General features: G+C 61.7%; 16 protein-coding genes and 1 tRNA gene. 3 read left to right on the top strand and 14 right to left on the bottom strand.

Translation table 11 applies throughout. The features are described from left to right. Positions 1-47: 47 nt before the first annotated feature. The 4 genes from C1X29_RS15635 to ptsP are packed head-to-tail and all read right to left on the bottom strand — an operon-like array spanning position 48 to position 7,196. The gene (locus C1X29_RS15635; protein WP_102717845.1) at positions 48-1,589 is read right to left on the bottom strand and encodes an alkaline phosphatase; all 1,542 of its coding nucleotides are present in this window, start codon (positions 1,587-1,589) and stop codon (positions 48-50) included. Between the two features lie 59 nt (positions 1,590-1,648). After that, positions 1,649-3,382: a PTS fructose-like transporter subunit IIB gene (locus C1X29_RS15640; RefSeq protein ID WP_102717846.1), complete on the bottom strand. Its 1,734-nt coding sequence runs from the start codon at positions 3,380-3,382 to the stop codon at positions 1,649-1,651. A gap of 11 nt (positions 3,383-3,393) precedes the next feature. Beyond that, on the bottom strand, positions 3,394-4,335 hold the full coding sequence (gene pfkB, locus C1X29_RS15645; protein WP_102717847.1) for a 1-phosphofructokinase: 942 nt from the start codon (positions 4,333-4,335) through the stop codon (positions 3,394-3,396). Beyond that, positions 4,335-7,196, bottom strand: coding sequence for a phosphoenolpyruvate--protein phosphotransferase (gene ptsP / locus C1X29_RS15650; protein ID WP_102717848.1), 2,862 nt, complete (start codon positions 7,194-7,196; stop codon positions 4,335-4,337). The genes pfkB and ptsP overlap by 1 nt, the downstream gene beginning before the upstream one ends. Positions 7,197-7,502: 306 nt before the next feature. On the opposite strand from ptsP, the gene cra reads away from it, so the two are divergent. Both cra and C1X29_RS15660 read left to right on the top strand, forming a co-directional pair. Continuing rightward, entirely contained in the window at positions 7,503-8,498 is a 996-nt protein-coding gene (cra, locus tag C1X29_RS15655; protein ID WP_085647662.1) for a catabolite repressor/activator, read from the top strand. A 3-nt stretch (positions 8,499-8,501) separates the two neighbouring features. Then, positions 8,502-9,278 carry a TatD family hydrolase gene (locus tag C1X29_RS15660; protein ID WP_102687351.1) on the top strand — a complete coding sequence of 259 codons (777 nt, stop codon included), beginning with the start codon at positions 8,502-8,504 and terminating at the stop codon, positions 9,276-9,278. 17 nt (positions 9,279-9,295) lie between these two features. Here the strand turns inward: C1X29_RS15660 and C1X29_RS15665 are convergent, their stop codons facing one another. From C1X29_RS15665 to C1X29_RS15680, 4 genes are all read right to left on the bottom strand, one after another. Beyond that, positions 9,296-11,326, bottom strand: coding sequence for a methyl-accepting chemotaxis protein (locus C1X29_RS15665; protein ID WP_102717849.1), 2,031 nt, complete (start codon positions 11,324-11,326; stop codon positions 9,296-9,298). Positions 11,327-11,483: 157 nt separating this feature from the next. Next, on the bottom strand, positions 11,484-12,317 hold the full coding sequence (gene ampE / locus C1X29_RS15670) for a regulatory signaling modulator protein AmpE (RefSeq protein ID WP_102717850.1): 834 nt from the start codon (positions 12,315-12,317) through the stop codon (positions 11,484-11,486). Then, complete coding sequence (gene ampD / locus C1X29_RS15675; protein ID WP_064382582.1) at positions 12,314-12,874, bottom strand: 1,6-anhydro-N-acetylmuramyl-L-alanine amidase AmpD; 561 nt, start codon at positions 12,872-12,874, stop codon at positions 12,314-12,316. Before ampD ends, ampE begins: the two co-directional genes overlap by 4 nt. 64 nt (positions 12,875-12,938) lie before the next feature. Beyond that, positions 12,939-15,128, bottom strand: a complete 2,190-nt coding sequence (locus tag C1X29_RS15680) for a DUF1631 domain-containing protein (protein ID WP_102717851.1) — start codon at positions 15,126-15,128, stop codon at positions 12,939-12,941. A 255-nt stretch (positions 15,129-15,383) separates the two neighbouring features. Here C1X29_RS15680 and nadC point away from each other — a divergent pair, with 255 nt between their 5' ends. Beyond that, a complete protein-coding gene (gene nadC / locus C1X29_RS15685; protein ID WP_007953729.1) occupies positions 15,384-16,232 on the top strand; it encodes a carboxylating nicotinate-nucleotide diphosphorylase in 849 nt (282 codons plus the stop codon). A gap of 88 nt (positions 16,233-16,320) precedes the next feature. On the opposite strand, the gene C1X29_RS15690 is transcribed toward nadC, so the two are convergent. From C1X29_RS15690 to rbfA, 6 genes are all read right to left on the bottom strand, one after another. Then, positions 16,321-16,620, bottom strand: a complete 300-nt coding sequence (locus C1X29_RS15690) for a DUF6388 family protein (RefSeq protein ID WP_039769697.1) — start codon at positions 16,618-16,620, stop codon at positions 16,321-16,323. Between the two features lie 234 nt (positions 16,621-16,854). After that, a tRNA-Thr gene (locus tag C1X29_RS15695) sits at positions 16,855-16,930 on the bottom strand. A 130-nt stretch (positions 16,931-17,060) separates the two neighbouring features. Further along, complete coding sequence (pnp, locus tag C1X29_RS15700) at positions 17,061-19,166, bottom strand: polyribonucleotide nucleotidyltransferase (RefSeq protein WP_011332410.1); 2,106 nt, start codon at positions 19,164-19,166, stop codon at positions 17,061-17,063. 194 nt (positions 19,167-19,360) lie between these two features. Then, positions 19,361-19,630, bottom strand: coding sequence for a 30S ribosomal protein S15 (gene rpsO, locus C1X29_RS15705; protein ID WP_011332409.1), 270 nt, complete (start codon positions 19,628-19,630; stop codon positions 19,361-19,363). A 141-nt stretch (positions 19,631-19,771) separates the two neighbouring features. After that, positions 19,772-20,689: a tRNA pseudouridine(55) synthase TruB gene (gene truB / locus C1X29_RS15710; RefSeq protein WP_102717852.1), complete on the bottom strand. Its 918-nt coding sequence runs from the start codon at positions 20,687-20,689 to the stop codon at positions 19,772-19,774. A gap of 4 nt (positions 20,690-20,693) precedes the next feature. Beyond that, the gene (rbfA, locus tag C1X29_RS15715; protein ID WP_007953741.1) at positions 20,694-21,095 is read right to left on the bottom strand and encodes a 30S ribosome-binding factor RbfA; all 402 of its coding nucleotides are present in this window, start codon (positions 21,093-21,095) and stop codon (positions 20,694-20,696) included. Between the last annotated feature and the right edge of the window lie 22 nt (positions 21,096-21,117).

Raw genomic sequence — 21,117 nt, forward strand, 5'->3', positions numbered from 1 at the left:
TGGGTCACTGTGGGAGCAACCTTGCTCCCACAGGTTCAGCGCTGCATTCAGACCGGCTGCAGCTTCTGCTCGAACACCGCAACACCCTCCAGATCCCGCAACACCACGCTCATCTCCCCGCTCTGGCCGTCAATGTTCACCTCACCGAAAAACTGAAACCCGGCAAACGGCGAGGCGTTCTGTACCGCCGGCGCCTTCTCGAATACCACCTGCGGGCCAAAGGTCTTGTCCAGCGGATTGGGCCCGAAACTGCCGGCGTTCAACGGCCCCGCGACAAACTCCCAGAACGGTTCGAAATCCTGGAACGCCGCGCGATCAGGGTGATAGTGATGCGCCGCGCAGTAATGCACGTCCGCCGTCAGGAACACGAAATTGCGCACCTGCTGCGCGCGCAAAAAGCCCAGCAGTTCGGCGATTTCCAGCTCACGTCCCTGCGCCGGACCTGGGTCGCCGTTGGCCACCGCTTCCCAGCGCGCAACACCGGGACTGACTTCACCGTCGGGCACGCCGAGACCGATCGGCATGTCGGCGGCAATCACTTTCCACTGGGCTTTCGAGGTCTTCAGTCCGCGCTTGAGCCAGTTCAGTTGCTCGCGCCCGAGGAACGGTTTTTCCGCCCCGAGATTGTCGTCGTTGGCGCCGCGATAACTGCGCATGTCGAGCACAAACACATCGAGCATCGGCCCGTAACTGAGCTTGCGATAGATCCGCCCGCCGCCATCGGCAGCCTGCAAACGCATCGGCGAATATTCGAGCCAGGCCTGGCGCGCACGGCCGACCAGGGTATGGATATTTTTTTCCTGATAACGTTCGTCGAGCTGTTTGCCCGGCGACCAGTTGTTGACCACTTCATGGTCGTCCCACTGCCAGATCTGCGGCACTTCGGCATTGAAGCGGCGGACGTTTTCGTCCATCAGGTTGTAGCGGTAATTGCCGCGATAATCGTCGAGGGTCTGGGCGACCTTGCTCTTGGCTTCCGTGGTGAGGTTGCGCCAGATCCGGCCACCCTCCGTGGTCAGTTGCGCCGGCACCGGGCCGTCGGCATAGATGGTGTCGCCGCTGTGGATAAAGAAGTCCGGCAGGCGCATGCGCATGGCTTCATAGATGCGCATGCCGCCGATATCGGGGTTGATGCCGAAGCCCTGGCCGACGGTGTCGCCGCTCCACACGAAGCGGATATTGCGCCGCGCGGTCGGTGCACTGCGCAAGTGACCGAGCCACGGTTCGCTGGCGACGCCGGTGCGGGCGTCCTTGAAATACACGCGGTAGAAAATCGCCTGATCGGCGGGCAGCCCGGTGAGTTCGACGCGAGCGGTGAAATCGCTGCGGGCATCAGCCAGCGCGGAAACGACACGACGTGGATGGCGGAACTGGCTGCGGGTGTCCCACTCCACCACCATCTGCGCCGGGCGGTCGGCGCGGCTCCAGATCATCGCGCGGTCGCCCTGCAAGTCGCCGGATTGCACGCCGTCAGTGAGTTGCGGTCGATCCTTGACCGACGCGATCACGGCCGGCGCCAGCCCCGGCATCAGCAGTCCGGCGCCGACGGCTTGCATCACGCGCCGGCGACCGGGATTGAAATCGCTCATGGTGTTCTCCCTGAAAAAAGGAAAACTTAAGCACTGCTAGATGAAAGGGGTGTGACACCTCACGCCTTCGCGGGCTCCAGCGCCAGCTCCACGGCTTCCGGCCGCTTGACCAGCGCATACACCACCGCCGTCAGCAGGCTCCCCGCGACGATTGCCAGCAGGTACAACAGCGCATGGTTGATCGCATTCGGAATCGCCAGCACGAACAGGCCACCGTGGGGCGCCATCAGTTTGCATCCGAAGTACATCGACAACGCACCGGTCAACGCACCGCCGGCAATGCTCGCCGGAATCACCCGCAGCGGGTCTTTCGCGGCAAACGGAATCGCCCCTTCGGAGATGAAGCACAACCCGAGCACCAGCGCCGCTTTACCGGCTTCGCGTTCGGTCTGGGCGAACTTGCGACGGGCGATGAACGTGGCGATACCGAGACCGATCGGCGGCACCATGCCGGCAGCCATGGTCGCGGCCATCGGTGCATAACTCTGCGAGGCCAGCAGCCCCACCGAGAACGCATACGCAGCCTTGTTGATCGGCCCGCCGAGGTCGACGCACATCATGCCGCCCAGCAGCACACCGAGCAGAATAGCGTTGGTGGTGCCCATGCTGTCGAGGAAATGCGTCAGCGCCGCGAGCATCCCGGCCACCGGTTTGCCGACCACGTAAATCATCACCAGCCCGGTGAACAGACTGGCGAACAACGGAATGATCAGAATCGGCTTCAGCGCCTCCAGACTTTGCGGCAGCGCCACATACCGGCTGATCGCCTTGGCCGCGTAGCCTGCGATAAAACCGGCGACGATCCCGCCGATGAAGCCGGCGCCCAGGGTGCTCGCCAGCAAACCACCGATCATGCCCGGCGCGAGTCCGGGGCGGTCGGCAATCGACCAGGCGATGTAACCGGCCAGCAGCGGCACCATCAACTTGAACGCGGTCTCGCCACCGATCTGCATCAGCGCCGCCGCCAGCGTGCCCTCTTCCTTGAACGCGGTGATGCCGAACACGAACGACAAGGCGATCATCAGGCCGCCCGCCACCACCATCGGCAGCATGAAAGAAACGCCAGTCAGCAGGTGTTTGTAGACGCCGCTTTTCTCCTGTTTGGCCGGGGCCTTGCCGTCGCCGGCAGCGTTTTCCACGACACCTTCGGCCAGGGCTTTTTTCAGCGTGGCTTCGGACTGCTTCAACGCAATCCCGGTGCCGCAGCGGTAGATTTTCTTGCCGGCGAAACGCTCGGTGGCGACTTCAATGTCAGCCGCCAGCAGCACCACGTCAGCCTCGGCGATGGCTGTCGCGCTCAGCGGATTTCGCGCGCCGACCGAGCCTTGGGTTTCGACTTGCAGGTCGTAGCCCAGACGCTTGGCAGCCTGCTGCAAGGCTTCGGCGGCCATGAAGGTGTGGGCGACGCCGGTCGGGCACGCAGTGACCGCGACCAGTCGCGGCGCTTGCGCGCTGGCAACCACCGGCGGCGCTTCGGCAGCGACGTAAACCTCGGCCTCGACGGCGCCACGCCGCAGTACTTCTTCGACATCCTGCAGGGCTTGCGCCGGTGCAATCCGAAAGACTTTCTTGCCGATGAACCGGGTCATGTCCACCGGTCCCGTGGCCACCAGCAACACCCACTCGGCAGCCTCGATGGTGGCCGCCGACAATTCACGTTCCGGGTGCGCCGCGTCCACCACTTCGACGCTGGTGCTCCAGCCCTGACGCTGGGCCGCGGCATCCAGCAGCCGGGCGCACAGCACACTGGTGACCATGCCGTTCGGGCAGGCCGTGACAATGGCTAACTTCATGACAAACCCTCTTATTGTTCTGTCAGGGGGCGCACGCGCACGCCCTGTTCGAGCTGCGCCAGTTGCGCGGCATCGTGAATACCGAAACCGATCTGGGTCACCGCCTGCGCCGCAATCGCGGTGGCCGTGCGCAGGGTTTGCTCCGGCGTGTCGGCGCTGAGCAGACCGTGGAGCATGCCGGCCAGCAACGAATCGCCGGCCCCGACCGTGCTGGCGACGCTGACTTTCGGCGGCGTCGCATGCAGCGCCGAGCCGACGCTGAACCAGTTCACACCGTCGGCGCCGTGGGAAATCACCACATGCTCGATGCCCTGGGCGTGCAACCGATTGGCCGCTTCAGCCTGAGACGCGTGGGACACCACTTCACAACCCAGCGCATCGGCCAGCTCTTCGGTATTCGGTTTGATCAACCATGGACCGGCCTTGAGCGCTGCGCGCAAAGCTTCGCCGCTGGTGTCCAGAGCGACTTTCAGTCCCAACGTTTTCAAGCGTCCGACCAGTTCGCGCAACCACTGTGCAGTGACTCCGCGCGGCAAGCTGCCCGCAACTACAACCGCGTCATGCCCCGGCGCGATCTGCACCAGTCGATCCAGCAACGCCTGTTGCGCCACTACGCCGACCACCGGCCCCGGGCCGTTGATGTCGGTGATGCGTCCATCCTGCTCAGCGACCTTGATGTTGCTGCGGGTATCGCCGGGCACCCGGATAAACGCATCGGTGAAGCCACGTTTGGCGAACAGGGTTTCGAAGGCTTGCAGATTGTCTTCGCCGAGAAAGCCGCTGACCGTCAGTTCATGACCGAGGTCGGCCAGCACTTGTGCGACGTTGACGCCCTTTCCGGCGGCGTGGGTGTGCATCTCGTCGCTGCGGTTGACCTGACCGGCCTCCAGACGTGGCAACTGCACCGTAAGGTCCAGCGCCGGGTTGAGGGTCAGGGTGAGAATCTTGGCCATTACAGGGCCTCCACTAATGCGCGCACTTCGTTGGCGCTGCCCACGGCCAGGGCTTGTTGAGCAAGGGTTTGAGCCTGGGTCAGGCTGAGTTCGCGGATGCGTGCCTTGACCTCGGCGATGCTGCGCCCGGAGACGCTCAATTCATCCACACCGAGGCCGACCAGCACCGGCACCGCCAGCGGATCCGCCGCCAGCTCGCCGCACACACCGACCCATTTGCCATGGGCATGGGCCGCGCGCACGGTGATGTCGATCAGTTGCAGCACCGCCGGGTGCAGGCCGTCAGCCTGGGCGGACAGGGTCGGATGACCACGGTCAATCGCCAGCGTGTACTGGGTCAGATCGTTGGTGCCGACGCTGAAGAAGTCCACCTCTTTGGCCAGCACCGGCGCCAGCAACGCGGCAGACGGCACCTCGATCATGATCCCCAGTTGCAGGTCGGCAACCGGTATTTCCAGACGCAAGCGTTCGGTCATGTCGCGAGCCTGACGCCACTCTTCGACGCTGCCGACCATCGGGAACATGATCCGCAATGGACGGTTGTCCGCAGAACGCAGCAAGGCGCGCAACTGCGCTTCCATGATCTGCGGACGCTGCAAGGTCAGGCGAATGCCGCGTACGCCAAGGAACGGGTTTTCTTCCTTGGCGATCGGCCAATACGGCAGCGGTTTGTCGCCGCCGACGTCGAGGGTGCGCACCACCAGCGGGCGACCGGCGAGGCCGTCGAGGACGCGGCGGTATTCGGCTTCCTGAGTCGCCTCGTCCGGTGCCTGTGGATGAGCCATGAAAATCAGTTCGGTGCGCAGCAGGCCGATGCCTTCGGCGCCCTGCTCCACCGCGCTGATCACACCGGCGCTCTCACCGATGTTGGCGAACACTTCCACGGCGTGGCCATCGGTAGTGTGCGCCGGTTGATGGCGTTGTTCGGCGGCGGCTTTCAGGCGTTGTTCGCGGGTGTCGCGTTCTTCGCTGGCGCGTTGCAGGGTCGCGGCATCCGCGTCCACATGCAGGCGACCGCGCTGGCCGTCGAGCAGCAGCGGCGTGCCCGGTTTCAGCAGCAATACCGCAGCGCCCGCGCCGACCAGCGCCGGAATCCCCAACGCGCGAGCCACGATGGCACTGTGCGCGGTGGCGCCGCCACGGGCGGTGAGAATCCCCGCGACCCGCGCCGGATCCAGACGCGCTACGTCGGACGGGCCGACTTCGTCCATCACCAGAATGTACGGTTGCTCTGGCTCGGCGGGCGTCTGCACGCCACACAGTTGCGCCAGCACCCGGCGACCGATGTCACGCAGATCGGCGGCACGTTCAGCGAGCAACGCGTCCTGCAACGCTTCCTGTTGTTTCGCGGCGGCCTCGATCACGGCCATCCAGGCTGCTTCGGCGCTTTCGCCCTGCTTGAGGCGAGTGTCGACTTCGTCGGTGAGTTCCGGGTCGTCGAGCATTTCCTGGTGGGTGATGAAAATCTCGCGGATTGCCTTGGCCTTGCTGCGTTCGATCAGGCCCTGAATGTCCTGACGCACGTCGGCCAGCGCTTGCTTGAGACGCTCGCGCTCGATGGCAGCGGACTCGCCGCGCAACGGGTAATCGATGGTTTGCTGGACCTGAATGTGCGCCGGGCCGATGGCGATGCCGGGGGCGGCAGGGATCGCTTGCAGCAGACTGCCGGAGGCCGGGGCAGTCAGCACTTCTGCAATGTCCGTAATCACTTCACGCTGTTGACTGACTGCGGGCAACGGTTCGACTTCTTCGCCGAGGCCTTCTTCGATGGCGGCCAGCAACGCCGGCAATGCGTCAGCGGCGATGCTCGGTTCGGCGATAATTTCCAGCACCTGCCCGCGACGGGCGCCGAGGCTCAGCAGTTTGCTCAGGCTTTTCACCGATACCGCGCTGTCCTGACCGTCGACGATGCGCACACGGATTTCGCCGTCAAAACTCTTCGCCAGTTGCGCGAGGATCTTCGCCGGCCGCGCGTGCAGACCATGGGCGTTGGCCAATGCGATACGCGCACTCGGCCAGTCGGCCGGCAACTCACCGCCGAGCACCTCGAGGACTTTGCGGCTGCTGGTGGCGCGGCCCAGTTCATGGCCGCGACCTTCGATCAGCAACGCGCACAACCGCTCAAGCAACGCCTGATGCGCTTCACCCAGACTGGCCAGACAGAACAGACCGCTGAGCGGCTGGCCGAGGTAGCGCATCGGTTTGTCCGGCGTGACGAACGCCAGCCCCGGACGCTTCACGGTCTGTTCGCTGTGCAGCCACCACAGGCCATCGCCCAGCGGCAGCGCTTCAACTTGCTGCAACACCCCTGCGAAACCGTTGCTCACGCAATCGGCCTGGCGCAGCAGACGTGCCCCGCGCCAGACCAATTCTTCGAAATCGTCGGCGGAAACCCCGAGGCCAATCATCTGCGCATCCAGCGCCAGCTCTTGCGGCGCGCCTTGCAGCAGTTTCAGCAGCGCTTCGGGCGAACTCGCGCGGCGCAGGGCCTGACCCAGATCGGTCTCGCCGAGGGCGCGGGTCAGCAGTTGCAGCAGGCGCAGGTGTTCGTCGGATTTGGCGGCGATGCCGATGGCCAGATAAACGATCTGGCCATCGCCCCAGTCCACGCCGTCGGGAAACTGCATCAGGCGCACGCCGGTGGCGAACACCTGATCGCGGGTTTCGGGCGTGCCGTGGGGGATCGCAATGCCTTGGCCGAGGAAGGTCGAACCCTGAGCCTCCCGGGCCTGCAGGCCGGCGAGGTATCCGTCGGCGACCAGACCATCGGCGACCAGATGACTGGCCAGCAATTGCAAAGCGGCGGGTTTATCCACAGCCGACTGGCCCATGGATATCTGCTCTACAGTGAGCTCGAGCATGCGATCTCCTTTTTGGCGTCGTGTGACGCCAGGTATTGTTTTGAATGGTTGCAGCTTAGGCGCTGTGAGCCATCCTTTTCAGGAGGCTGTTTTGGCGGTTTCACGGCAGAACCGGCCAAAGGCGTCTAAAACGTAGAAAATACGCTTGCTGAAACGTTTAATCTAGATTGATCGGCACGTTACTCGATAATGTCCCATCCTTGAAGTCCAACTTGTCGGATACGCTGAGACAATGGTCGCCTGCCTGAATCGGGTAGGATTGGCGAAAATGTCGCGGCAAGCTCGAAAAAACAAGGAAATCCCGGGTTGAAACTCAGTGATATCGCGCGGTTGGCCGGAGTGTCCGTGACCACCGCCAGCTACGTCATCAACGGCAAGGCCGAACAGCAACGCATCAGCACCGCCACCGTCGAGCGGGTGCGGGCGGTGGTCGATCTGCACGGCTTTACCCCCAATCCACAGGCAGCCGGTCTGCGCAGTCGGCACACCCGGACCCTGGGTTTTATCCTGCCGGATCTGGAAAACCCCAGTTACGCGCGGATCGCCAAACTGCTGGAGCAAGGCGCCCGGGCACGCGGCTATCAATTGCTGATCGCCAGCTCCGACGATGCACCGGACAGCGAGCGGCAACTGCTGCAACTGTTCCGCGCGCGGCGCTGCGATGCGTTGATCGTCGCCAGCTGCCTGCCGGCCGGTGACGACAGTTATCGTCAGTTGCAGGCCAAGGGTTTGCCGATCATTGCCATCGACCGGGTGATGGATGCCGAACATTTCTGCTCGGTGGTCAGCGATGACCGCGAAGCCAGCCTGCACCTGACCGAAAGCCTGCTCGACCCGCAGCCGAAACAGATCGTGCTGCTGGGCGCCCGCCCGGAACTGAGCATCAGCCAGGAACGTGCGGCCGGGTTCAAGCAAGCCTTGGCCGGTTTCAAGGGCGAAGTGCTGATCGAGCACGCCGAGTCCTTCAGCCGCGAGTGCGGCAAGCAGTTGATGGAAGAACTCCTGCAACGCCTCGGGCATTTGCCGGATGCGCTGGTGACCACGTCCTACGTACTGTTGCAGGGCGTGTTCGACGCGCTGCATGACTTCCCGCTCAAATCCCGTCCGCTGCGCCTCGGCACATTCGGCGACACCCAGTTGCTCGACTTCCTGCCGCTGCCGGTCAACGCCATGGCCCAGCAGCACCAGTTGATCGCCGACAAGGCGCTGGAACTGGCACTCGCAGCGGTCGAGCAATCGGACTATCAGCCTGGCGTGCAAGCCATTGCCCGTACCTTCAAGCAGCGTATTCACCGGGATTGAGCCGTGGAGCTGATCGACAGCCACACCCATCTGGACTTCCCCGACTTCGACGCCGACCGCGCGGCGCTGCTCACCGAAAGCCGCGCCCTCGGGGTGCGGCGAATGGTGGTGCTCGGGGTCTACGAGGGGAACTGGCAGCGGGTGTGGGATCTGGTGCAAAGCGACGCCGATTTGTACGCTGCGTTCGGATTGCATCCGGTCTATCTCGATCAGCATCGGCCTGAAGACCTGCATGCACTGGGCGATTGGCTGACACGGCTGAAGGGTCATCGGCAGCTGTGTGCGGTCGGCGAAATCGGCCTGGACTACTTCATCGAAACCCTCGACCGCGAACGCCAGCAAGCGCTTTTCGAGGCACAACTACAATTGGCGGCAGATTTTGAACTGCCGGCATTGATCCATGTGCGGCGCAGCCATGCGGCGGTGATCGCCACGCTCAAGCGCTTCAAGCTCAAACGCGCCGGCATCATTCACGCCTTCGCAGGCAGCCGTGAAGAAGCGCGGGAATACATCAAGCTCGGTTTCAAACTCGGCCTCGGAGGTGCACCGACCTGGCCGCAGGCGTTGCGCATGCATAGGGTGCTGGCCGACTTGCCGCTGGATTCGGTGGTATTGGAAACCGACTCACCGGACATGGCACCCGCCATGTTCCCCGGCGTGCGCAATACGCCGGCGCATTTGCCGGCGATCTGCACGTCACTCGCCGCTTTGATGAACATCGATCCGGAACAACTGGCCGCCGCCAGTACGGCTAACGCTTGCCAACTGTTTCACTGGTAAACAGTCGGCAGGACACGTCAAACCCGGAACGCGCTGATCAACTGCTTCAACTCGACCACCTGCGCCGACAACGCGCGGCTGGCATCTTCGGTCTGATGCGCACCTTCTGCGGTGCGCTCGCCGGCACGGTTGATCTCGACGATGTTCTGGTCAATGTCGTGGGCCACGGCGGTCTGCTGCTCGACGGCGGCGGCGATTTGCTGATTCTGGTCGACGATCATGCCGACAGCGCCGAGGATGTTTTCCAGCGCCTGCTGGACCTTTTCTGACTGCCCCACCGTGCCGTTGGCCATCTGATGGCTGACGCCCATGGCCTTCACCGCCGCACCGACGCCACCGTGAAGCTTGGCGATCATCTGCTCGATTTCTTCGGTCGATTGCTGAGTGCGTTTGGCCAGCGTCCGGACTTCGTCAGCGACCACGGCAAAACCGCGCCCCTGTTCGCCCGCCCGCGCAGCCTCGATCGCGGCATTGAGCGCCAGCAGATTGGTCTGTTCGGCGATGCTCTTGATCACTTCCAGAACGCGGCTGATCGACTGACTGTCGCTGGCCAACTGGTTGATCACCAGCACCGACTGATCGATTTCGCTCGCCAGTGCCGCGATGCTGCCCTGCTGCGATTCCACCAGTCCGCGACCACTGATGGTTTCGTCGTTCACGCTGTGGGCGCTGCTGACCGCGGCCGCCGCACTGCGTGCCACCTCCAGCGACGTTGCCGACATCTGGTTCATCGCCGTCGCCACTTGTTCGATCTGTGTGCGTTGCCCGGCGACCGCCTGATTGCTTTGCGCCGAAACGTTTTCCACCTGCCCCGCCTGCCGCTCGACCTCGCCAACGGTGTGGCCGACCCGTTCGATCAGGTCATGGATCTTCCTCACCGTACCGTTGAACACTTCGCCCAACTCGCCGAGTTCATCGCGGCTGTTGGCGCGGAAATTCACCGTCATGTCGCCTGCCGCCACCTTGTCCATCATTGCGCCGAGGTTTTTCAGGGTGGCGCGGGTCGAGGCATAGAAGCCACCGTAGAGATAGAAAATCAGCACGAACACCAGCGACAACGCCACGGCTTGCAGCACCATGTGCGTACGATTTTGCCCCAGGCGCTGTTGCAATTGGGTGTCGAGGAATTTCAGGGTGGCGTCGTTGAGCTGATAGGTCTGGTCCATCAGCCCGGTGACCTGGTCATAAAACCCCTGCCATGGAGCGTCGAGGGTTTCGGCCATCACCACTTGTTCTTCGATCAGTGTGCCGGCCTGTTTCAGCGATGCCTTGCTGGCATCGGCCGGTGCACTCAGGGAATCACGGGCGGCTTTGCTGGAGCCCAGCGCGTCCTGCAATTTCAGGCCATATTCGGCCTGAAGTTTTTCGATCTGCACCAGCAACTCGTCGAAGCGGGTGCTCGACGAACTGTTGAGAAAGCCCTGGCCCAATGAATACGAGCCCATCGCCCGACCTTCGCCCAAGGCCTGGGTGACGGCCGGCGTGGTCGCGGTGATCAGCTCGCTGAGCTGGCGTATGTCGCTCTGATTGTCGCGACTCAATCCGGCCTGACTGGCCACGATCTGGCTGAAAATCTGCGCATTGCCCAGCAGTTTGCCGATCAGCGCACTTTTGCTTTGCAGGGAGTTTTCCGCTTGCTGGGCCTTGAAGGCGGCGATCATTTCATCGCGCTTGGTCTCGAAGAACTTGATCTGCTCCGGATCCTCCGTCATGGGCGTCAGCCCTTGCAGGCGCGCCAGGACGTTTTGCTCAAGGCTGGTGATCTGCGCCTCGACATTGCCGGCCTTGCCGGACTGGCCGAGGGTGACATTGATCTGCACCAGATTGTTGAGGGTTTCCAGATCCCGGCGCAGGGTCAGGCTGCTGCCCAGCAGATCGAGGCTCTGCAGCTCCACCCGGGTGCCCTGGAATTCACGGTAGGAATCGCGCACCAGATAGAAATTGGTCACCAGCATCGGCACCAGGAACAGCACGCTGATCAGGCTGAACTTCATGCCGAAGCTCAAGCGGTTCATCAGCGAGACGGCGGGATAGAGCAAGCTCTTCACTGGAAGTCTCCCTTGGTTTTTTCTTGTTTTTATTGGCAGGCGCGGGGCGACAGCAGATAGCCACTATCGGGCGCCATCTCTGTATAGCTCAAATCGAAGGGAGGTTTTGTAACTTAAGGTTAACGAGGGGGATTGCCCCCCTCGTCACGCGAACGGCCTACGCCAGCACTGTCCACAGGGCAAATCCGGCATACCACAACACCGCCGCCCGCAGCAGCAGTTCCCACAGGCAGTCGAGGGTGTTGATGCCTTCGGGACCGACAGCGGCCGGCGGGATTTCCCCGGCAGCCAGTCCGACCTTGTTGGTCAGTTGCGCAGCGCTGATGTTCCAGTTCAGCAGCTCGTGCAGCATCACCCGGCTGACCGCGACGAAATTGCCCACCAGAGCAAGACTCGCCGCCAGCAGGCGTACCGGCACCCAGTCGAAGGCGTGGCGCAGTTGCCCTGCCCGTTCGGCCACCGCCGGGTTCTGGGCGTTTTCTTCCGCCAGCGCCAGCAAGCGATAGCTCAGCGCCGCGACCGGGCCGAGCAGGAAGTACCAGAAAATCACCGCAAAGAAACTCTGGTAGGCCTGCCACAACAGATGCCGTTGCACTTGCTCCAGCAATTGTTCGCCGCTTTCGGCGCAGATGTTCAGATCACGCTTGGCCACATGGGCGGCGGCCTGCAGATCCTCACGGCGCCAGGCGTCGCGGAACGGCCCTAGTTCGCCGAGCAGATCGCCGCGCCCCAGGCTGTAAATCACCACCAGCAAATGCACCGGTAACGCCAGCAGACCGTAGGCCACCGGGTCCAGCACCACCAGCAGTAATCCCAGCAGCGCCACCGGAAGCAACACCAGGACGGTCAGCACCAGCCACGGCTGTTTGGCCAGCCCGCCGGTTTCAAGCTTGTGTAATTCGCGGATCCATCCGCCATCGCGTTGAACCCGTTGGCGCAGGGCCGAGAACTTCTCGATCCAGACCGCCAGCAGTAACACCAGAAAACTCATTGTCCTTCCTCTTGTGCCAGGGCGGCGCGATAGCGTGCCCAGTCGAATGCGGGTCCGGGGTCGGTCTTGCGACCGGGGGCGATGTCACTGTGCCCGCAGATACGCTCGAGCGTGATCGCCGGGAACGCCGCCTGTATCTGCCGGGTCAGCACGGTCAACGCCTGGTACTGCGCATCGGTGAACGGCAGATCATCGGTGCCTTCCAGCTCGATGCCCACGGAAAAATCGTTACAGGTTTCCCGTCCCTCGAACACCGAAACGCCGGCATGCCAAGCACGCTCAAGACAGGAGACAAACTGGGTGACCTTGCCGTCACGTTCGATCAGAAAATGCGCAGACACGCGCAGGTCGGCGATCCCGGCAAAGTAGGGATGTTCCGTGACATCCAGACGATTCTGGAAAAATTCCTGCACCTTTCCGGTGGCGAACTGCGCCGGTGGCAGGCTGATGTTGTGGATGACCAACAGGGAGACTTCGCCCGCCGGGCGTTCATTGAAGTTGGGCGAAGGGCAGACCTGCACCCCGTGACACCACCCGCTTGCGGGATCCAACTGCATACCGATTCCTTCAACGCCGACTGTGTTGACGACCAGTATGCCGTGATCGGCCCCCGGCGCGCGATCACTTGCCGCGATTGAGCCGCCGCAGATTGCCGAGCACCGACTCCAGTGCCCGGTCGAACAGCAAGGTGTCGTCCAGCGCCCGCACCGCGCCGCGACGAAACGCCAGGGCCAGTTCAGTGCGCTCGCGCTCCAGCACTTTCATCCCGGTGCGGTCGACGAACACGTACTTGTTGGTGGCCTCGATGATCGCCGCCAGCTTGCAGCGCAGGGTGTGTTCTTCGTCTTCTTCGAACGCCACCCAACTGCCCAGGCGCAACTGATCGACCTGACGCAAACCTGCGTCGTCGGCCGGCAAACGCGCCGGCGTGCGTGGCTGAAGGCCATCGTCGGCCATCTGCAAGACAATCGCCTGCGACACTTCAATCATTTCCGGCAATGCGGTTTGATCCGGCTCGCTGGACGGTTCGAGCAGGCGCACATGCAGCGCTTCCAGTTCACTGAAGAAGCCGCTGGTGGCAAACGGATCGAAGGCCGAACTGCTCAGGCCGTCGCGCAATGACTTGAGCAACCCCGGCACCAGTGCCAGCAGACGCAGACCGGCTTCGGCGTCGTCGTGGCGCTGCACGCTCCAGATCAATTGCTCCATTGTCTGCACGTCGGCCTGCCACTCGGCAGACTGATCGCCGTGCTTGAGGCAGGTCAGCAGCAATACCTTGCTCCAGACCTCCTGCACGAACGTCACCACCGACGGTGGCAGGACTTTGCCCAGCAGGGCCTGGTTCAGCGCCTGCTCGACACGCTGGCGGGCCAGTTCGGTTTTCGCCCGGCCCTCTTCGGCATCGCGTAAACGCTGTTCAAGCAATTCGCTGCGACGACGTTCGTCACTGGTGAACGCGAGGAAGTCCGCCAGCAACTCGGAAAAAATCGCCGGGTCATCGACGAAATCCGTCAGCAGGCGCTGCACCACTTGCTCGATGCGCAGGTACAGGCTGTCGCGCGCATTGCCGTCACACTCGCCCCAGCCCATCGCCGCTTCGGCGATTTCATTGAGCAGGCGGCGCGCCGGGTGGCTGCTGCGGCTGAAGAAGCTTTTGTCAATCACCGCGACCTTCAACATCGGGATCTGCAACCGGGCGATCAGTGCCTTGAGCGAATCCGGCAGATTGCGATCATCCAGGATGCAGTCGAATACCATCGCCACCAGATTGATCACGTCCTCGTCCGCCCCGCCGACGATTCGTGATTTGCCGCTGCGTACGCTCACTCGGGTCAGCAATTGTTCAAGCTGATGGCGCAGATCGAAATCGTCCTGCACCGCCAGCGCCGGCACGTATTGCTGCAGGTGCGAGAGCAGGCGCAGCAGGTCGCGGGTGGAAATCGGTTGGGCGGGAGCGCTGGGTTCAAGGGTCGGCGCAACGGTGCCGCGCACGTGCAGCAGCAACTCCTGCAACGCGGTGAAGACTTCCTGCACGCCGGCATCGGTCTGGGTTTTGTCGACGCCCTCGAATTCGCTCTGCACGCTGGCCACAGCCTGATCGAGGGCGCGACGGGCCGGCGCCGGCTTGAGCTCGGGCAACACGCCCGTGGCGATCAGCAGTTGATTGGCTTCGGCGTAAAGTTGATCGGTATCGGCCAGCACATAGCGCTCGAACAGTTTGAGCAGGATCAGTTTGACCTTGATCTCCACGCCCAGATTGCGCCCGGCCTGCAGGAAGTATTCGCAAAGCATCGCCGGGCCCAGCGGGTTGTATTGATCGTCCAGGGTCTTGCCCAACAGCGCATTGAATCGCGCGGTCAGTTGGTCGAGGGCGAACCCGTCGCGATTCAGCACGCGGCCGACCATGGTTTCGACCGCGACGTTGCGCTCCATGTCGTCGGTGCGCGCGGTAGTGTCCTCATTCTGCAAGGCATGAGAGAGGACGGTGGGGACGGGATCGAATTGAGTGAGGCCGACAAAGGCTTCGAAAAATTGCTCGAGAAAGCCGCGCTCGATGTTCTTGCGCTTGAGGCGCAGGTCGCGCATGGCTTCGAAGAAAATGTTCTGTTCGACGTCGTTGCGTGCCCGGTCGGCCATTTCGAACAGGGTGTCGTCGGCGTTATCGAACAGTTCCTGCAAACCGTTGCGCAGGCGCTGGGCAGCCTTGTCGCGAACCTGAAGCAGAATCACAGGCAGGCGGGCGAGCGGCGAGTGAGTCGCCTGATCGGTAGTGGCCTTGTGCAGAGGCACTACATTCCCGTCGTTGTGCATCCAAGCCTCCTGAAACGGTGATTCGCCGACGTCAAAGTCATGGCGTCAAATGCAAGGCGGATTATCTTGCAAAAGATGTCCCCGGCGCCAGAGCCGTCAGGGTTTCCCCTATACGCCGACACCTTGCAGTGACCACGACAGAAACGGGTTTGCTCAAAGAAAATCGACCGGATGCAGCGCTGCGTGGCTGTTCTCGCCTTGGGTTGGCCGACGCCATGCCCCTATAATCGGGCCACTTAGTTTGTGGAGCCCGTTATGCCGAATCTACGTCTCGCCGATTTGACCGCCGAAATCGAAGCCAACGTGCGCCGTGCGTTGCTCGAAGACATCGGCAGCGGCGACATCACCGCGCAACTGATCCCGGCCGAACGTCTGGCCAAAGCCACCATCATCACCCGCGACGCCGCCGTCATCAGTGGTACGGCCTGGGTTGATGCCGTGTTCCGCCAGCTCGATCCACGGGTGGCGGTGCACTGGCAGGTGCGCGATGGCGAACGGGTTTCGCCGAATCAGCCGCTGTTTCATCTGGAAGGCCCTGCCCGTTCGCTGCTGACCGGTGAGCGCAGCGCCCTGAACTTCCTGCAATTGCTGTCGGGCGTAGCGACCCGCGCGCAGTACCTTGCGGACTTCGTTGCCGAGACGTCGGTGAAACTGCTCGACACCCGCAAGACCCTGCCGGGCCTGCGTCTGGCGCAGAAATATGCGGTCACCTGCGGCGGCTGCCATAACCACCGCATCGGCCTGTACGACGCGTTCCTGATCAAGGAAAACCACATCGCCGCCAGCGGTGGCATCCCGCAGGCCATTGCCGCCGCGCACAAGATCGCCCCGGGCAAACCGGTGGAAATCGAAGTGGAAAGTCTGGAGGAGCTGAAGGAGGCGCTGGCCGCCGGTGCCGATATCATCATGCTCGACGAACTGAGCCTCGATGACATGCGCGAAGCCGTGCGCCTGAACGGCGGCAAGGCAAAACTGGAAGCCAGTGGCGGCATCAACGAAAGCACGCTGCTGCCGATCGCTCAGACCGGGGTGGACTACATCTCGATCGGCGCGATGACCAAGGATGTGAAGGCCGTGGACCTGTCGATGCGCCTGAGCATTTAAGGGCAGCGGCAAGATGCGAGCTACAAGCTGCAAGCCAAAGCGGTTGTGCTTTTACTTGTAGCTTGCGGCTTGTAGCTGGCAGCTCTCGTCAAACGACGAGATTGTTCATCTCGCAGTACTCTTCCCACTCGACGCCCAACACCTCAGCCGCTTCCTTGTGCAGCTCCAGGCGCTTGGCCTCGAACTCTTCAGGGGTGCTGGTGTACTTGAGGGTCAATTCCCAAGGCTGCAGACCCTGGGCTTCGGCTTCGTCTTCGAACGCCCACTGGATCTGGTCTTTCTGATCATCGGGACTCAGGTCCTTGATCTCTTCCTTCAGATCCGGAACATCCAGGATGTATTTTCTTAGCGCTTCTTCGTGACGTTGCTCTTGAGTTAATTCGGTCATGGCGTTCTCGCTGATCATGGGAATGGAGGATGGATCTGGATCATCAAGGATCTCTCTGACGCGGACTGTCCGGCCTTCGGAACCATTCGGGATCATCTGAAAACTGCTAAGCGATGCTCATGCAGGCACCGAATATAGGACGTTTGCATGACGAATTACACGGCTCTTTACATCTCTCCCACAAAAAGTTGACCTGTGGAACATAAATGCCGGTTCAAAAGGATTAGGAAGAGGTGGTGCCCGAGACAGGAATCGAACCTGCGACCTTCGCGTTACGAGTGCGCTGCTCTACCGGCTGAGCTACACGGGCGGTGGGCTAAACCTAGCACTGGTCTTGCAGGTCGGCAACTTCGCCGAATGACTCGATATTTCATGGACAAAAAAATGCCCCGCCGTTTTCACGGCGGGGCATCTTTCATTGCGCTAGAGCTGCGGGGTGATTAAACGCCCGAAGCCTTGGCAGCTGCCACGTCTTTGATGGACAGCTTGATACGGCCGCGGTTGTCCACGTCCAGTACCAGCACTTCCACTTCCTGGCCTTCTTTCAGGATGTCGGTCACTTTCTCTACGCGAGCGTCGCTCAGCATCGAGATGTGAACCAGACCGTCCTTGCCCGGCAGGATGTTGACGAATGCGCCGAAGTCGACGATGCGCTCAACCTTGCCGACGTAGATCTTGCCGATCTCGGCCTCTGCGGTGATACCCAGAACGCGCTGACGTGCTGCTTCAGCCGCTTCCTTGGTTTCACCGAAGATCTTGATCGAACCGTCGTCTTCGATGTCGATCGAAGCCTTGGTCTCTTCGCAGATCGCACGGATGGTCGCGCCACCTTTACCGATAACGTCACGGATCTTGTCGGTGTCGATCTTCATCGCGATCATGGTCGGAGCGTTGGCCGACAGTTCGGTACGCGACTGGCCGATGATCTGGTTCATCTGACCGAGGATGTTCAGGCGCGCTTCCAGGGCTTGGCCCAGAGCGATTTCCATGATCTCTTCGGTGATGCCCTTGATCTTGATGTCCATCTGCAGCGCGGTCACACCTTTGGCGGTACCGGCAACTTTGAAGTCCATGTCGCCCAGGTGGTCTTCGTCACCCAGGATGTCGGTCAGAACAGCGAATTTCTCGCCTTCTTTAACCAGACCCATGGCGATACCGGCAACCGGCGCCTTCATCGGAACACCAGCGTCCATCAGGGCCAGGGAAGCGCCGCAAACGGAAGCCATCGAGCTCGAACCGTTGGACTCGGTGATTTCCGATACCACACGGATGGTGTACGGGAACACGTCAGCGGCTGGCAGCATCGCCGAAACCGAACGACGGGCCAGACGGCCGTGACCGATTTCACGACGACCGGCGCCACCCATGCGACCACACTCGCCCACCGAGAACGGAGGGAAGTTGTAGTGCAGCATGAACGGGTCTTTTTTCTCGCCTTCCAGAGTGTCCAGCAGTTGTGCGTCACGGGCGGTGCCCAGCGTCGCGACGACCAGAGCCTGGGTTTCACCACGGGTGAACAGTGCCGAACCGTGGGTCTTCGGCAGAACGCCGACTTCGATGTTCAGCGGACGTACGGTGCGGGTGTCGCGACCGTCGATACGTGGCTTGCCGTTAACGATGTTTTCGCGAACGGTGCGGTATTCGATTTCGCCGAAAGCGGCTTTGACGTCGGCAGCCGAAGGTTGGCCTTCTTCACCGGACAGCTTGGCAACAACCTGATCACGCAGCTCGCCCAGACGCGCATAACGGTCGGCCTTGATGGTGATGGTGTAAGCCTGGGAGATCGCTTCGCCGAACTCGGAACGGATAGCAGCCAGCAGCTCGGTGGCTTCTGGAGCAGGTGCCCAGGTCCAGGTTGGCTTGGCAGCTTCGGCAGCCAGTTCTTTAACGGCGTTGATTACGACCTGGAACTCGTCGTGAGCAAACAGTACTGCGCCCAGCATCTGGTCTTCGGTCAGCTCTTTGGCTTCCGATTCAACCATCAGCACGGCGTCCGAAGTACCGGCAACAACCATGTCCAGGCTCGAGGCAGCTTGCTGCTCGTAGGTCGGGTTCAGCAGGTAGCCGGTGCTTTCGTGGAAAGCAACGCGAGCGGCGCCGATCGGGCCGTCGAAAGGAATACCGGAGATCGCCAGGGCTGCCGAGGTACCGATCATCGCAGCGATGTCCGGATCGGTCTTTTTGCTGGTGGAAACGACGGTGCAGACAACCTGCACTTCGTTCATGAAACCTTCCGGGAACAGCGGACGGATCGGACGATCGATCAGTCGGGAAGTCAGGGTTTCCTTCTCGGAAGGACGGCCTTCACGCTTGAAGAAACCGCCAGGGATCTTACCGGCAGCGTAAGTCTTTTCCTGGTAGTGAACGGACAAAGGGAAGAAGCCCTTGCCCGGATCGGCTTGCTTGGCACCAACTACGGTCACCAATACGCTGACGTCGTCGTCAACGGTGACCAATACTGCGCCGGAGGCCTGACGGGCGATACGGCCAGTCTCGAGGGTAACGGTCGACTGACCGAACTGGAATTTTTTGATTACCGGGTTCACGGTGTCCTACCTTCTTTGTGGCTCTTGGGGGAACTGGTTTCTTGCGAAATTCTTGGGCAATGCCGGGAATCGGCCCGACGCCTGTCCAGGGTAAAACGTGTATCCAGATAAAACTTGAGGCTGGGAGCCTGCCGGACGCTGGCGGAAACCCGCTGACATCTGACAGACAACCAACCTCATAGCGCAATCGCTGATTAGCGACGCAGACCCAGGCGAGCGATCAGAGCGCTGTAACGGCTCACGTCCTTGCCTTTCAGGTAGTCCAGCAGCTTGCGACGCTGGTTAACCATGCGGATCAGACCACGACGGGAGTGGTGGTCTTTACCGTTGGCCTTGAAGTGACCTTGCAGTTTGTTGATGTTGGCGGTCAGCAGTGCAACTTGCACTTCTGGCGAACCAGTGTCACCAACAGCTTGCTGGTAGTCGGCAACGATTTGAGCTTTTTCTTGAACGTCGAGAGCCATGAGGCAATCCTTTTATCAGGAAACCGTTTCAAAAACAGTTTCAACAGGCCAGGGACAAATCCCTGTATCTATAAATGAGTAGTGACCGTGCCTGTTGACAGCCACACTCGCCGGCCTGCTGTTACACAGACCGGTTTCCGGTCATTCTGACCGAATCAGTCGACGCGGCGCGATGCGCCCGTCTTCGCTCACTTCACCAATACCGATAAAGCGACCGTTGTGATCCTGTACCCGCACCATGCCGAACTTCGGAGCATCCGGGGCACGTACCGGCTGGCCGTTGAGCCAGTAGAACGCGCTCGCTTCCGAGAACTGCAGCAACGGCCAATCCTGCAGGCCGCTGTCCGATGGCATCAGGAAGCGATCGACCGCTTCGTTGCCGCCTTCGGCATGTACCGCTTCCAGCTCTTGGAGAGTCACGGTCTGCGCCAGGGTGAAAGGCCCGGCCTGGGTACGACGCAGTTCAGCGACGTACGCACCACAACCGAGTTGCTCACCGATATCCTCCACCAGGGTGCGAATATAGGTGCCCTTGCTGCAATCCACCGCAAGACGCGCAGTATCGCCTTCGAAGGCCAGCAATTCCAAGCGCGCAATAGTAACAGAACGCGGTTCGCGCTCCACTACTTCGCCTGCACGGGCCAACTTGTACAGCGGCTGGCCATCACGCTTGAGAGCGGAGTACATCGGCGGTATCTGACTGATTTGCCCACGAAATTTCGGCAGAACCGCTTCAATGTCGGCCTGACCAACGGTCACCGGACGCTCCTGCAAAACCTCACCTTCGGCGTCCGCCGTGGTGGTGGTCTTGCCCAGTTGCGCCAGGGTTTCGTAACCCTTGTCGGAATCGAGCAGATACTGCGAGAACTTGGTCGCCTCGCCAAAGCACAGCGGCAGAACGCCGGTGGCCAGGGGATCGAGACTGCCGGTGTGACCGGCCTTCTCGGCGTTGAGCAACCAGCGGACCTTCTGCAACGCGGCGTTGGAGGTGAACCCCAGCGGCTTGTCCAGCAGGATGATGCCGCTGACGTTACGACGGATACGTTTGACCTGAGCCACCGAGTTACTCCTTGGTGTCTTCGGGTTCTGCCGCAGCCACGTGCTGATTGTCCTCAGCCACGGCGCGCTCGATAAGGGCCGACAGGTGCGCACCCCGCACGACGCTTTCGTCGTAGTGGAAGTGCAATTGCGGCACGCTGCGCAGCTTCATTTCGCGGGCCAGCTGCATGCGCAAGAAACCGGCGGCAGCGTTGAGCACCTTGATGCTTTGCGCGATGTCTTCAGCGTTATCCTGCCCCATCACGGTGATGAAGATCTTCGCGTGACCGACGTCACGGCTGACTTCCACAGCGGTAATGGTGACCAGACCGACGCGCGGGTCTTTGACTTCACGACGGATCAGTTGGGCCAGCTCACGCTGCATCTGATCGCCGATACGTTGGGTACGGCTGTATTCTTTTGCCATGATTTGTTACCTGTTACTGCCC

The sequence above is a fragment of the Pseudomonas sp. GW456-12-10-14-LB2 genome, assembly GCF_002884345.1.
Classification (GTDB): domain Bacteria; phylum Pseudomonadota; class Gammaproteobacteria; order Pseudomonadales; family Pseudomonadaceae; genus Aquipseudomonas; species Aquipseudomonas paraglycinae.